Source organism: Mesorhizobium sp. RIZ17, assembly GCF_051127865.1.
In the GTDB taxonomy this organism is placed as follows: domain Bacteria; phylum Pseudomonadota; class Alphaproteobacteria; order Rhizobiales; family Rhizobiaceae; genus Mesorhizobium; species Mesorhizobium humile.
Map to the genome: position 1 here is coordinate 3,261,398 of NZ_CP147861.1, position 13,502 is coordinate 3,274,899.

A 13,502-nucleotide genomic window follows, 5' to 3' on the forward strand; every position below is an offset into this window, starting at 1 on the left:
TCTGACGATTTTTGATGCAGTTTGGGAGTTCTGTCCAGAGTCTTCTGCAAATTTGCGATCACGGTCGCCGGTGTTGGCGGGTCAGGCGCGGCGTCTTCAAGTAACGCAAGCGCCCAGCCCGCCCGCCGCCGACAGGCGGCCTTGGGCTGCTCCAGCTTGCGCAGCATCTCCTTGCTCGGCCAGGTGCTCCCTGTTGAGATAGCGAATGGCCTCCAGCAGTTTTCGTGTGTTTCGACGGCGAGCGCGCGGACGAGCCGCAGGCAGTTCTCGGCGCTGGGAAAGATGCGCACCACATGGGTGCGCCGCTTGATCTCCTGATTGAGCCGCTCCAGGCTGTTGGCGCTCTTCAGGCTGTTGTGATGCTGGCGTGGCAGCCGGTTGAAGGTGAGCGTCTCCTCGACGTTGTCCTCCGCCCACTGGCACAGCTTGGGGCAGCGCGTCTCCCACTTGGCCAGCCATTGGGCGAGGTCGCGCCGCATTTCGGAAAGGTCGCGCCGGTCATACATCCAGCGCAGTTCCTGCAGGCAGTCATCATCGATCCATTGGGCCGGCAAGATGTCTCGCGAGCAGATCGAAGCCGGCCGTGCCTATGACGCCTTCTCAAGCGCGGCGCCCAGCCGAAAGGGCTCAAGGCCATCGTCGCATGGTTCAAGCGCCTGTGGATCAAGTTCATCGGTTGATCAGCGTGCGGCCGACGGCATCGCCTTTGCAAGCATGGATCAGGTTGACGACGCCTTCGGGAAAGCCGGCCGCGCACATTGCGCCTGCAACAAGCGGCGTCTGTTCGGCAGGTTTCAATATCACGGTGCAGCCGCCGCCAGTGCCGGTGAGATCTTGCGCGCCACCATTGAAGCCGGGAAATTCCATAGCGTGATCGTGCCAACAACGCCGGCTGGCTGCTTGATCACCAGCATGCCCGGTCGGTCGAGGGCGGGGAGATCGTCTCGCCATGGATGCGGTTGGCCTCTTTGGCATACCATTGCAGATATGCCGCCGCATGCGAGACCTCCGACTTGGCTTCGGCAAGCGGCTTGCCCATCTCAGCTGTGAGGATGGCAGCGAGGTCGGCGGCGTGGTCGATGATCAATTGATGCCAGCGCCAGAGCATGTCCCTGCGATGCCGGGCGGTCAACGCCGCCCATCCAGCCTGGGCCGTATAAGCCTCGTCGATCGCCGTGCTCGTCTCAGCGCCCATGTCGGGTAGCTCTGCCAACACTTCGCCAGTGGATGGATCAAGCCCTCGAAAGTTCGCTCGCCAGGCGGCGTGCCGAGTGCCGGCATGCGTCCATAGAGACGAACAGCTATGCAGATTTCAGGTGGAGCATCAGCGGTTGGCACAGAGGCACGCCTGGCGGGGGCACCGGGCGTTGAGCCCTGCGAGCTGATAAAACCGCAGCGCAAGGCATGGCATCCAGGCGTCCGCGACAAGCGGCAATCTGCCGGCACTTGATGGCGCCCGCGCGCCTGACGGCGCGTGCCGGGTGCTCGTGAACCGAGCCCGCTTTTTCTTCGCCAGGCTCAGGCGGTCTCGGCCATCCGGCTTCGCCCCCTGGCGCGGGCAGCCTGTCGGCTGCTGACGGTCGCCGGCCTGTCGGCCGGCGCGGGTTGTCTGTTGGCCGTTCCCGGCGGCGCGGGGTGGGCGGCACTCCCTTCTAGGCCCGCCGCGGCATCCCGCAACCCTTCGCTTCGCTTCGGGTCCTCCTCTTCGTTCCGGTCCTTCGGATGCGGTCCGCCTCCGACGGCGGGCCTTTCCGGTCGCGTCTCGCCGCCCACCCCGCTTCCGGGGAAAGGCGCGGGATTGAAGAGCGGAGGACCAGACGATGCGTGCAAAACACCAGCGTTGCGGCAGCCGAGAGGCTGGCGCGGGCAGGGGCGGGCGCCCGGGCGCCAGCCTTTATCAGGAAATCACGGACCGCATCATTGCCGAACTGGAGCGCGGCACCGTGCCATGGGTCAAGCCATGGGGCAGCGCAAAGGCCGACCTCGGCCTGCCCAGCAACGCGGCCACCGGGCGCCGCTATTCCGGCATCAACATCCTCATCCTGTGGGGCGCCGTCATCGAGCGCAGCTATCCCGGCCAGAACTGGCTGACCTTCCGGCAGGCGCTTGCCCTTGGCGGCAATGTCAGGAAGGGCGAGCGCGGCACAACAATCGTGCATGCCGACCGCTTTGTCCCAAAGGACGAAAAGGAACGCGCCAAGGCCGATGGCGACGAGCCGCAGGCGGTGCCGTATTTGAAGCGCTTCACCGTCTTCAACGTCGCGCAGTGCGACGGTCTGCCCGAGCACCTTTACCGCAATGCCGAACCGCTGCCCGAACGCGAGATCGTCCCGCAGGCCGAGGCGCTTATTCGAGGAAGCGGCGCGGATTTCCGCATCGGCGGCGATCGCGCTTTCTACATGCCGGGCAGTGACACCATTCAGGTGCCGCCGCAGCCCGCATTCTTTCAGCAGATCGACTATTACCGCACCTGCTTCCACGAGCTTGGCCACTGGACCGGCCACCCGGCGCGGCTGGCGCGCGACCTCTCCGGCGCCTTCGGTTCCAAGACCTATGCGCGCGAGGAACTGGTTGCCGAAATCACCGCAGCCTTTGTTTGCTCGACCCTCGGCATCGAGCCGACCGTGCGCCATGCCGACTATATCGGCACATGGCTGAAGGTGCTGCGCGAGGACAATCGCGCCATCTTCCGCGCCGCCAGCCTTGCCTCCAAGGCCGCCGATTTTGTTCTGGGCTTCAACGCCGAGGCCGAAGGCGCGCAACAAGACGAGATCGCGGCATGAGCGCGCGCGATCCCGACACCCTGCGGACCGAGCCAACGCCGCAAGGCGAGCAGACGCTCATTCCCGATGTCCAGCCACCACGCGCGACCGCCTCGCCCTTTTGGCCGACGCGCCGATGCGCCCGCGCGCGGCGCAAAAGCCGCTCGATATCGGGCTGTTCGATGACGCCAGAAATCAACTCGACCTGTTTTGAGAGGAGTTTTCCCATGATCCTGATCACCGACGACCTTTGCGCCCGGCTGCTCGCCAATGGCGCAACCGACACCGAAACCGACCATTTTCCGGTGGTCAAACTGTTCGATCCGACCGGGCCAGCGACCTGGCTTCTCACCGAACTCGATGCCGACGGCGACACCCTTTTCGGCCTTTGCGACCTCGGCTTCGGCTTCCCGGAACTCGGCAGCGTCAGCCTTGCCGAGCTTGCAAGCGTCAAGGGCCGGCTTGGCCTCGGCATCGAGCGCGACCTCTGCTTCAAGGCGCGCTTTCCGCTCTCCGTTTACGCCCAGGCAGCGTGCAGCGCCGGCCACATCACCGAGGCCGAGCGGCTGCTGCGACAGGCGGCAGAAGCCCTTGGCAACGCCCATTCCAAGCTTCCGCCCGACACGGCGGAACAGACGCGCCGCTAGGCGCGAAAACCGTCCCGCCGCGCCGGCTTGCAGCCTCTGCGGCGGGGCAATCCCACCCCTGAAACGAAGGAGACAAACCATGCAACTTGCCCACATTCCGCTTGATAAGCTCAACATTTCCGCGCTCAACATGCGCCATTCCAAACGCGCGCCCGACGTGTCGGACATCCTGCCGTCGGTTCGCGCGCGCGGCGTCCTGGTGCCGCTTCTGGTGCGGCCCAACGGCACGCCGGAAAGCTTCGAGATCGTCGCCGGCCGGCGCCGCTATTTCGCCGCGAAGTCGCTCGCCGACGAGCGCGGCCAGGGCAATGCCTTGCCCTGCGCCATCATGGAAGACGGCGACGACGCCGACGCGCTCGAGGCCTCGCTGATCGAAAACTTCGCCCGTCTCGATCCCGACGAGGTGTCGCAGTGGGAGACGTTTTCGCGGCTGATCAAGGAGGGCCGCAGCGTTGCCGACATCGCCGCCACATTCGGCATCACCGAGCTTCTGGTCAAACGCATTCTGGCGCTCGGCGATCTTCTGCCCAAGATCCGCGAGGCCTATCGGCGCGAGGACATCGACGCCGAGACGGCGCGCCATCTGACCATGGCCTCCAAGGCGCAGCAGAAGGATTGGCTGGCGCTTTATGCCGATCCCGAGCAATACGCGCCGCGCGGCCACCAACTGAAGCAATGGCTGTTCGGCGGCCAGTCGATTTCCACCAAGGTGGCGCTGTTCGCCATCGAGGATTATCCCGGCCTGATCGTCTGCGACCTGTTCGGCGAGGACAGCTATTTCGCTGACGCAGACCTGTTCTGGCAAAAGCAGAACGAGGCCATTGCCGCCAGACGCGATGCCTATCTGGAAGCCGGCTGGCCCGAGGTGGCCGTGCTCGAACCGGGGCAGCATTTCCAGTCTTGGGACCACGAAAAGACGCCGAGGAAGAAGGGCGGCAAGGTCTTCATATCAGTCTCGCATCGCGGTGCGGTCGAATGCCACGAGGGCTGGCTGTCGCGCAAGGAGGCCCGCCGCGCCCGCGCGCTAGGCGAGGGCGGCGAGCCCGAAGAAACCGCCGCCAAGCCGTCGCGGCCGGAACTCACCGGGCCGATGCAGAACTATGTCGATCTGCACCGCCACGGTGCCGTGCGTACCGCCATGCTCGACCATCCTTGTGTCGCGCTGCGCCTGATGGTGGCGCATGCCATCACAGGTTCGGGCCTGGGGCAGGTTCGCCGCGAGCCGCAGCGCAGCGCCAATGAATCGGTGGCGGCAAGCCTCGCAGCCTGCAAGGCCGAAGCCGCATTCGCCGAAAAACGGCGCGCGGTGCTTGCGCTGCTTGGGCAGGCCGACGAGGAGGGTGCGATAGCCGGCGGCAATGGCGACGCCTTTGCGCTTGCCGCCGTCTTCGCCCGTTTGCTGGCACTTTGCGACGACGACGTCATGCGCGTTCTCGGCCTTGTCATGGCCGAGACGCTCGGGGCCGGCAGCGCCGTCGTCGAGGCCCTCGGCAACCATCTGGGCATCGACATGGGTGCGTGGTGGCAACCGGACGACGCCTTCTTCGACCTGCTGCGCGACAAGGAGATCGCCAATGCGATGCTGGCCGACCTCGCCGGCAAGCCTGTCGCCGACGGCAATGTCGCCGAGAAGGTCAAGACGCAAAAGAAGATCATCCGCGATTGCCTGTCGGGCGAGAACGGCCGCGAGAAAATCGACAACTGGCTGCCGCGCTGGATGAAATTCCCCGTCGAAAGCTACACGAAACGTGGCGGCTTCCGCACCGCCGATCAATGGGCGAGCGTCCAGCCGCTGTTCGTCCGCCAATAGCTGCCAAGCCGGGCGGCGGCTCTTGCGGGTGCCGCCGCCCCCTTTGCCTGCCGCTGGAATATTGGCTGATGCGCACGGCGGTCCGAACAGCATTTGCCATGCGCAAGGCTATTGTGCATTGCACAAAATCCGACGCGCGCCTAAACGTCCTTCCGCAGCGGGAATCGGGCTTGGACCAGCGGCGAGGCAGTGAGAATCGATGCTTCGTCGATATCGCATTTAGCTGAGGACCTTCATGACCCTTTCGAGCCCTGACAAATCCGGCGCCGCCAGTCTCGAGGCCATCGCGCGAAACGGCGGCGTGCTGCGCCGCATCGCCGTGCGCATTCCGACCTATCTGTCGGACATTCGCGAGAACCCGGCATGGCTGCCGATGTTCGTGCTCGCCCGCACCATGCCGGCGCGCCGGATGCACTGGCGTGGGGCAAAGCCGGTTCGGGTGTCGCAAAAAGCCCACGACACCATGTTTGCCGGCGTCGATCGCCAGGACGTTCTCGAGGCGCTGCGGTCGGACGGGCTGTTTTGCGGGCTCGTCCTGCCGACTTCCATCCATGAGGAGATCGCCGCCTTCGCCCGGTACACGCCTTGTTTCGGCAATTTCGATCGCCGTCTCGAATTCATGGCTGAGGACCATGCCGAGGCCGAGAAGCGTTTCGGCCGCTCCTTGCTCAGCGGCCACTTTTTCGAACACATCCTCGGCTGCAAGGCAGCGGTCGCCATCCAGAACGACCCGCTGCTGCTCGACATCGCCGCGCATTATCTGGGCGCTCAGGCGAAATTGATCACCACACGCGTGTGGTGGAGTTTCCCGACCAGCGAGGCTTCCGACGCCGACAAGAACCGTGCCTCGCTCGGCAAGTATCATTTCGATCTCGATGACTGGCGGATGCTGAAATTCTTCTTCTATCTGACGCCGGTCGACGAGGGCACCGGCCCGCATGTTTATGTGCGGGGCAGTCATAACCGCCGCGCCATCAAGCATCAGCTGACGCTGCTTGTCGGCCATCCGGCGCAGGAGGTTCTCAAGGTCTATGGCGATGACAGCCCCGTCACGCTGACCGGCGAAGCCGGTCTCGGTTTCGTCGAGGATCCGTTCGGCTTCCATATGGGCACCGTGCCTTCGCGCACGCCACGGCTGATGATGGAAGTCGGCTTCGGTGTCTCGCCACCCTCGCGCCGGCGCTTCCATGGCGAGCCTGTCATTCGCTGATCTCGCAAAAGTTCTGAAACAGCCTTACCAGATCAGCCGCCTGGTTCTCGCTTGCGCTGGCTGGTGCCATGGCGTCGCCATGGGATCAGCTGGCGCATGACTGGATTGGATCGATGTCATCTGACGCCGGTTCGGCCCCGACTGACCCAGATCAAGGCCACGCCCTTGTCGGCGTGGTTTGATCGCCCAGTCCTTCACGGGAAAAACGCATGGGCTGACCGACAGTCTGCCGTCGCTCCCAACGTCTTGACAATCCAGATCATACAGCAGGCAAATGACGCTTCACCAGCCAGGAACCGACGTGAGAAACGCGCTTGAGGCGATGCGGGCAGTAGATCACAGCGCAATCGATGCACGACATGTGGCTCGGCTCCCCCAACATCTCACGAAGAGAACCGACGCGCTGGCGGCACGCTGATGGCCGGCTGTGACGACAGCTTCGACATTATTGTCGTGGGCGCCGGGCCGGTCGGACTTTCCTTCGCCGCATCGCTTGCCCATAGCCAGCTCAAACTGGCGGTTGTGGAAGGGCAGTCCCTGGAAAGACTGGCAAGTCCGGCTTTCGACGGCCGCGAGATCGCGCTCACCCACGCCTCGATTGGAATCCTTCGCGAGCTCGGCGCCTGGGATGTTATCTCCGCTTCGGACAAGTCACCGCTTCAAGGCGCACGCGTCCTCAACGGATCGAGCCCGTTTGCGTTGCGTTTCGATTCCCCCGGCGGATCCGCGGAACCACTGGGCGTTCTGGTCCCGAATTGCCAGATCCGCGATGCCCTGTTCAAGATCATCCGCTTGCAGGGCCACGCCCGGCTGCTGTGCGGCCACTCGGTCGTGCGTGCAACAAACAGCCGTCAAGGAGCAGTGATAACGCTCTCCAATGGCAGGCAGCTGAGCGCTCGGCTTCTCGTTGCAGCCGATTCGCGTTTTTCCGCCACCCGCAATCTGCTCGGCATCGGCGCCGATATCAATCGGCTTGGCAACTCCATGCTGATTTGCCGGGTGAGGCACGAGCGCCCCCACCACCAGATCGCGATCGAATGGTTCGATCACCATCAGACGGTGGCGATGTTGCCCCTCGCGCCAGGCGTGTCGTCGCTGCTTTTGACTTTGCCCTCAAACCAGGCCGACGGACTGCTTGCCCTCGACGACGAGTTGTTCCTGAGGGAGTTGACAAAGCGCTGTCGAGGGCGCCTCGGCACCATGAGCCTGGCAAGCCAACGCTATATCTATCCGTTGGCCACGACCTGGGCGCACAGGTTCCGGGCGCCGAGTGCCGCATTGATCGGCGACGCTGCCATCGGCATGCACCCGGTGACCGCGCATGGCTTCAACATCGGCCTCGGCGGCCAGAAGCAGCTCGCCCGTGGTATCCAGACAGCATGGCGCGACCGTCGCGACATTGCCGATCCCGACATGCTCCACAGATATGAAAGCCGACTGCGCCTGTCGGCGGCGCCGCTCTACCATGCTACGAATATTCTCGTCGGGCTCTACTCAAGCGAGCATCCGGCGGCACGGCTTGCAAGGCATCTGGGGCTGCGCCTCGGCCAACATCTTCCCTTTGTCCGTCATGGCATTGCGGCCATGTTGAGACGGTGAACCGCAGTCATCATAGGATCATCGTCAGCGTGCTGGCGTCGTAGCAGACTGGCGAATTTGGTTCGATGTGAGCAGTGTGTCGGCCGGCGCCACCCAGACGTGGACCCAGCCACGCCCAATTCCGCCCTCAATGTGTTTACGGCGTGGATGGTTACATCCAAACAATCAATTTGCCAATCCTGCGGACCCTATTAGGAGCGTGACCGAAATCAAGTGCCTCGGCCCGCAGGTCTGCCCGGTGCAGGAAGCGGCCCCGCTTCTCAGAATTGGTGTGCCCGGGTCCCGACGCTAGCGACATCTGACGGCATTTGCAGCGCCGGTGATTGCTGCCTTAGCGAGGTGGGAATTTGACCCATAAAATCGATCATGAACTGCTGAATCGAGAAATGGCCGCAGACGATCCATGGCGGCTCGATGGCAACCCGTTCGAGCGGGAGCGCCACACGCAAATTCTCCTTTTGTCACTTGCGCAAGGTCGAGTCGCAAATGCGCTCGAAGTCGGGTGCGCTGCTGGCGCTTTTACGGAACGGCTAGCCCCCATTTGCCAGCGGCTCACTGTGATCGATGTCGTCGAGCCAGCGATTACGCGAGCACGTTTACGCGTGAAGGAGCCGCCGCACATCAGCTGGATAATCTCCGATGTTCAACAATTTTCGAGTGATGAACTGTTCGACCTGATCGTCGTGGCGGAAGTTCTTTACTACGTCGGAGGCCTCGTTCAGATCGGCGCGGCAGTCCGCAACCTGGTAGGCCTGCTTGCGCCAGGTGGGCAGCTGGTCTTCGGGTCGGCACGTGACGCCAATTGCCAACGCTGGGGGCACGCTGCTGGTGCAGAGACCACTATCGCCATGCTGAACGAATCGTTGACCGAGATCGAGTGCATCGAGTGCCGGGGCGCGTCGATCAATGAAGACTGCCTGCTGGCCCGCTTCCAAAAGCCGATTTCCGCTTCCTGATGAAACGAAGCGCCAGATAATAACCGTCCTTGCTGTTCTCAATCACGCTGCCGCTGCGCATTAGCAGGAGCGTCGTCAGAACGCGCGACAGCCTTCCATTGCCGTCCTGGAATGGGTGGATTTCAAAAAAACCACCATGAAAATCGCCACCACGAGCAAGGGATGCAGGCTTTGCTCGTTGAGTGTACACGCGCGTGACGTGGTTTTCGGTCAGATCAATCGCATCGAAATGCGCGAAGACCATTTCCTTGACCTGCGCATATCCGGCGACCTCCTGCTCGTTGCGGGATTCGAAACATTTGATATCGAGATTGGCGAGCCGCCGCTCGACTTCAACGTCGGTGAGCTTACTTCCTTCGATACGGATAGAAGAGCCAATGCTCTCGATGGTGGCAACACGGCGCAAAGCCGATAGGCGCTCTGGCGCGAGCGTGCCAAGTGCCCGCGAAGCCCCTTTGAATTCGTCAATCTCCGAGACGAGGGTAAGGATTTCGGGGGTAATTTGTACGGAATCTATCTTCAGCGTCATATAAAAAAATACCCAAAAAATCAAGAAACGGGTTTACCCAATAAATGACCCATAAATACCCAAATGAAGCGAAGTCCTTATTTTGCATGGCTATGCGGGACGGGCTCTACGGCTGCCGCCACCGAACCTCAAAGGTGTTTCGGCCCAGGTGGTTGACGATCCCTAGCCGGGAAAGCGGCACTCCTCGTTGGGGGCCGTCGGTCCCGTGTCCCGCCTTCGGCGGCGCTATGCTGACACTCCTACGGCTGCCCTTTTAACCGATCTCGTCGTTGCAGTCAGTCCCGCGTCCCGGCCCTTCGGCCGGCGCAAGTGCTGACGCTCCTTAGGCTGCCTTTTCTGTGTGCGGCGATCTTTCATGGGGCGCTGAATGAAGAGTTTGGGGCCAGCCCCTTCGCGCCACTTCAGTCGGCCAAAACCTCAAACAATTCGTTCGAAGTAGCGCCATCCGGGCGCGCCCTCCTTCCCGCTCCAGGTGCTTTCGCCGACAGTCCGGTTGACAGGCGACACTCGAGCATTGACCAGACGATTCCTGTTGGCGAGCGCGACCATCGCGTCATTGGCATGCCGCCTTGCCGCAACTTGTTGAGCCAGAGGCTTCGCGGAACCTGTTTGCCGCCGGCGATCCAGAGCTGCGCGATCGTGCGTCAACGGTCGCCGCGTTTGCTGACGCCTATCGGGCCCATCCTCCACTTGATCGCTGCTTCGCCACGAGGCGCAGCCACGCCGCTGGCGGCCGCTCTTGAGGCAGGTTGTGTCACCGCCAGCTGCCATCGGTGCGTCGCCGCTATCGGGGCCAATCGAGCACCACCAGAAGGTTCAGATCAAGGCCTTTGAAACGCATGGTTTCAGCATCCACAGCGTGGATGCTCTCGATCTAAACAATCAATTTTACCAATCCGGGAGGGTCGTTCATAGACCCATGACATGCACCGCCATTGCTCTACCGCGTGAGGTGCACAAAAGAACCCGAAAAAGAGGAAGTCTTCGCATGCGCCCTGACGTGCAGTGGAGGTTATGCTGGGAAAATGAGTTGCAGCTTTCCGATCACCTCGAACTCTCTGAGTTCTTCCGGAAGACCTATGAGCCGACCGGAGCCTTCAATGGAAAGCAATTCGAAGGCGGTCGAAGTTGGGCCGGTGCAAGGCCGGAGGTCCGCGCAATCGGCTATGATGTGCACGGGGTAGCGGCTCACATGGGCGTGCTGCGCCGATACATCAAAGTTGGCGACGTTGATCTGCTGGTCGCTGAACTCGGTCTATACGGGGTGCGTCCGGATCTTGAGGGGCTGGGAATCGGCCATTCGATTAGCGTCATGTATCCAGTGCTGCAGCAGCTTGGCGTTCCATTCGCTTTCGGCACGGTTCGGCAAGCGCTCCGGAACCATGTTGGGAGGTTCCGCCGCAAAGGCTTGGCGAACATTCTGACGGGCGTTCGCGTGCGTTCAACCCTCCCGGACGTGTACCCCGATCTGCCTTACACGACGCGAGTCGACGACGACGTACTCCTCATGGTGCTCCCAATTGGACGCTCGATGAGCGAGTGGCCGGCCGGCACTTTGATCGATCGGAACGGTCCAGAGCTATGACCGCGGATCTGTTATCCGCCCGCTTCCCTCAAATCCACTGAAGAATCTGACATCTCATGACCCTGTTTGCCACAGCCAGTACTGTTGCCATCTGCTCTTATGCGCTGCTGTCGACCGTCTACAAAACCGCGCAGGTGTTTTATACCCTGCCTACAAACGTAGCGCCGACCTCGGGCGACCCGCCCGGCGGTGAGCCTTGGCCGAGCGTCGATGTCATTATCCCGTGCTACAACGAGGCGCCTCGCACCCTCTCGGACTGCCTGGCTTCCATTGCAAGTCAGGAATACGCCGGCAAACTGCAGGTCTATGTTGTTGATGACGGTTCTGCAAACCGCGATGCCCTCGTGGGTGTACATGAGGAATACGCGGGCGACCCGAGGTTCAACTTCATTGTGCTCCCAAAGAATGTCGGAAAGCGCAAGGCGCAGATTGCCGCCATTCGCCGCTCGTGCGGAGATTTGGTGCTCAATGTAGATTCGGACACGATCCTCGCGCCGGACGTCATCACCAGGCTTGCGCTGAAGATGCAAGATCAAGCGGTCGGCGCCGCCATGGGCCAGTTGGCGGCTAGCAATCGCACTGAAACTTGGCTGACGCGGTTGATCGACATGGAATACTGGCTCGCCTGCAACGAAGAGCGGGCAGCGCAGGCTCGGTTCGGTGCCGTCATGTGTTGCTGCGGTCCGTGTGCCATGTACCGGCGATCCGCGCTTGTTTCGCTGCTGGACCAGTACGAGACGCAGCGCTTTCGAGGGAAGCCGAGCGACTTCGGCGAGGACCGCCACCTTACGATCCTGATGCTGAAAGCAGGCTTTCGAACAGAGTATGTCCCGGAGGCCGTCGCGGCAACAGTCGTTCCCAACAGCATGGGTCCCTATCTGCGCCAACAGCTTCGCTGGGCCCGGAGCACTTTCCGTGACACGTTGCTGGCGTTCCAACTGCTGCGCGGCCTTAATATTTATCTCACATTGGACGTGATTGGCCAGAATATTGGCCCATTATTGCTCTCTTTGTCGATTCTGGCGGGGCTCGCGCAATTCGTAACGACAGGTACTGCGCCTTGGACGGCATGCCTGATGATTGCAGCCATGACTATAGTTCGCTGCAGCGTGGCAGCGTTTCGTGCGCGCCAACTTCGATTTCTCGGATTCTCGCTCCACACAGTCATCAACATCTTTCTCCTGCTCCCTTTGAAAGCATACGCGCTGTGTACTTTGAGCAATAGCGATTGGTTGTCGCGAAGCTCTGCGGCCAACGTGCCAGACACCGGCGGCAGCATTCCAAAGCCCGACTTGGTTGGATCTGACGCAGCTTACAGCGAACAGCAATAGTCACGTGACCTTAGGTGGAAGAGTTTTGAGCCAGGACCAGAAACATCAAGTGTTGAAGCGTAAGTTGGGCCCAGAGGAATTGCGGCGGCTCGAGACTCCTGCGATCGAACGGGAGTCTCACGGGCAAACAAGCGCGAAAAGCTCCGTGCCTGACTCTGCGTCAACCGTGGCAGTCGATTTTGCCGGCGTAACCAAGTCGTATGGGAACAAGGTCGTTGTCGACGAACTGTCGTTCTCCGTTGCGTCGGGAGAGTGTTTCGGCCTCCTCGGACCAAACGGGGCAGGCAAAAGCACGATTGCGCGTATGCTCCTCGGCATGACATGCCCTGACGCGGGCGCGATCACGGTGCTCGGCGTCCCAGTGCCGGCGCGCGCTCGGCTGGCACGCAGGGGCATTGGCGTGGTCCCGCAATTCGACAATCTTGACCAGGAATTGACCGTACGCGAGAACTTGCTGGTGTTCGGACGCTACTTCGGCATGAGCACACGCCAGAGCGAAGCGGTCATCCCGTCGCTTCTCGAGTTCGCTCGCCTCGAGCGCAAGGCGGATGCGCGCGTCTCGGAACTGTCCGGCGGCATGAAGCGATGCCTGACGATGGCGCGGGCGTTGATCAACGACCCCCAGCTCATCGTGATGGACGAGCCGACAACCGGCCTCGATCCGCACGCGCGCCACCTGATCTGGGAGCGGCTGCGCGCCCTGTTGGCACGTGGCAAGACGATTATCCTGACGACGCATTTCATGGAAGAGGCTGAGCGATTATGCGATCGGCTGTGCGTGCTCGAAAGGGGTCGCAATATCGCCGAAGGCCGCCCGCAGGCGCTGATCGACGAGCATATCGGATGCCAGGTCATGGAGATTTACGGCGGCGATCCGCACGAGTTGCTTTCGCTGGTCAAGCCACATTCCCAGCGCATCGAGGTCAGCGGCGAAACCCTTTATTGCTACGCGCCAGACCCTGAGCAGGTGCGCACGCAACTGCACGGGCGAGCAGGTCTACGGCTTCTTTTGCGTCCAGCCAATCTCGAGGATGTTTTCTTGCGGCTGACCGGGCGCGAGATGGAGGAGTGAA

At 62.0% G+C, this 13,502-nt stretch carries 10 protein-coding genes and 2 pseudogenes; 9 read left to right on the forward strand and 3 right to left on the reverse strand.

What is annotated here, in order from left to right; all coding sequences use genetic code 11:
* Window positions 1–96: 96 nt before the first annotated feature.
* Window positions 97–533, reverse strand: a pseudogene (locus WDX12_RS15640) (transposase); the annotation flags it as partial.
* Window positions 534–681: 148 nt separating this feature from the next.
* Window positions 682–1,309, reverse strand: a pseudogene (locus WDX12_RS15645) (aldehyde dehydrogenase family protein); the annotation flags it as partial.
* A gap of 511 nt (window positions 1,310–1,820) precedes the next feature.
* On the opposite strand from WDX12_RS15645, the gene WDX12_RS15650 reads away from it, so the two are divergent.
* From WDX12_RS15650 to nodS, 6 genes are all read left to right on the forward strand, one after another.
* Window positions 1,821–2,783 (forward strand): ArdC family protein, encoded by a 963-nt coding sequence (locus WDX12_RS15650; RefSeq protein WP_434725473.1) that lies wholly within the window; start codon window positions 1,821–1,823, stop codon window positions 2,781–2,783.
* 206 nt (window positions 2,784–2,989) lie between these two features.
* Window positions 2,990–3,409, forward strand: a complete 420-nt coding sequence (locus tag WDX12_RS15655; RefSeq protein ID WP_097574703.1) for a DUF2958 domain-containing protein — start codon at window positions 2,990–2,992, stop codon at window positions 3,407–3,409.
* Between the two features lie 79 nt (window positions 3,410–3,488).
* A complete protein-coding gene (locus WDX12_RS15660; RefSeq protein ID WP_434725474.1) occupies window positions 3,489–5,219 on the forward strand; it encodes a ParB/RepB/Spo0J family partition protein in 1,731 nt (576 codons plus the stop codon).
* 235 nt (window positions 5,220–5,454) lie between these two features.
* Complete coding sequence (locus WDX12_RS15665; RefSeq protein WP_172352358.1) at window positions 5,455–6,429, forward strand: hypothetical protein; 975 nt, start codon at window positions 5,455–5,457, stop codon at window positions 6,427–6,429.
* A gap of 417 nt (window positions 6,430–6,846) precedes the next feature.
* Window positions 6,847–8,028: a 5-demethoxyubiquinol-8 5-hydroxylase UbiM gene (gene ubiM, locus WDX12_RS15670; protein WP_434725475.1), complete on the forward strand. Its 1,182-nt coding sequence runs from the start codon at window positions 6,847–6,849 to the stop codon at window positions 8,026–8,028.
* A gap of 386 nt (window positions 8,029–8,414) precedes the next feature.
* Window positions 8,415–8,984, forward strand: coding sequence for a nodulation methyltransferase NodS (nodS, locus tag WDX12_RS15675; protein ID WP_081709737.1), 570 nt, complete (start codon window positions 8,415–8,417; stop codon window positions 8,982–8,984).
* Here nodS and WDX12_RS15680 read toward each other — a convergent pair.
* On the reverse strand, window positions 8,932–9,513 hold the full coding sequence (locus WDX12_RS15680) for a Fic family protein (RefSeq protein WP_434725476.1): 582 nt from the start codon (window positions 9,511–9,513) through the stop codon (window positions 8,932–8,934). The genes nodS and WDX12_RS15680 overlap by 53 nt on opposite strands.
* A gap of 988 nt (window positions 9,514–10,501) precedes the next feature.
* On the opposite strand from WDX12_RS15680, the gene WDX12_RS15685 reads away from it, so the two are divergent.
* The 3 genes from WDX12_RS15685 to nodI all read left to right on the forward strand — a co-directional run bounded on the left by WDX12_RS15685 (window position 10,502) and on the right by nodI (window position 13,501).
* The gene (locus WDX12_RS15685; protein ID WP_097574712.1) at window positions 10,502–11,098 is read left to right on the forward strand and encodes a NodA family N-acyltransferase; all 597 of its coding nucleotides are present in this window, start codon (window positions 10,502–10,504) and stop codon (window positions 11,096–11,098) included.
* Window positions 11,099–11,154: 56 nt separating this feature from the next.
* On the forward strand, window positions 11,155–12,429 hold the full coding sequence (nodC, locus tag WDX12_RS15690; RefSeq protein WP_109672015.1) for a chitooligosaccharide synthase NodC: 1,275 nt from the start codon (window positions 11,155–11,157) through the stop codon (window positions 12,427–12,429).
* A 103-nt stretch (window positions 12,430–12,532) separates the two neighbouring features.
* Window positions 12,533–13,501 (forward strand): nodulation factor ABC transporter ATP-binding protein NodI, encoded by a 969-nt coding sequence (gene nodI / locus WDX12_RS15695; protein WP_434725645.1) that lies wholly within the window; start codon window positions 12,533–12,535, stop codon window positions 13,499–13,501.
* Window position 13,502 lies beyond the last annotated feature (1 nt).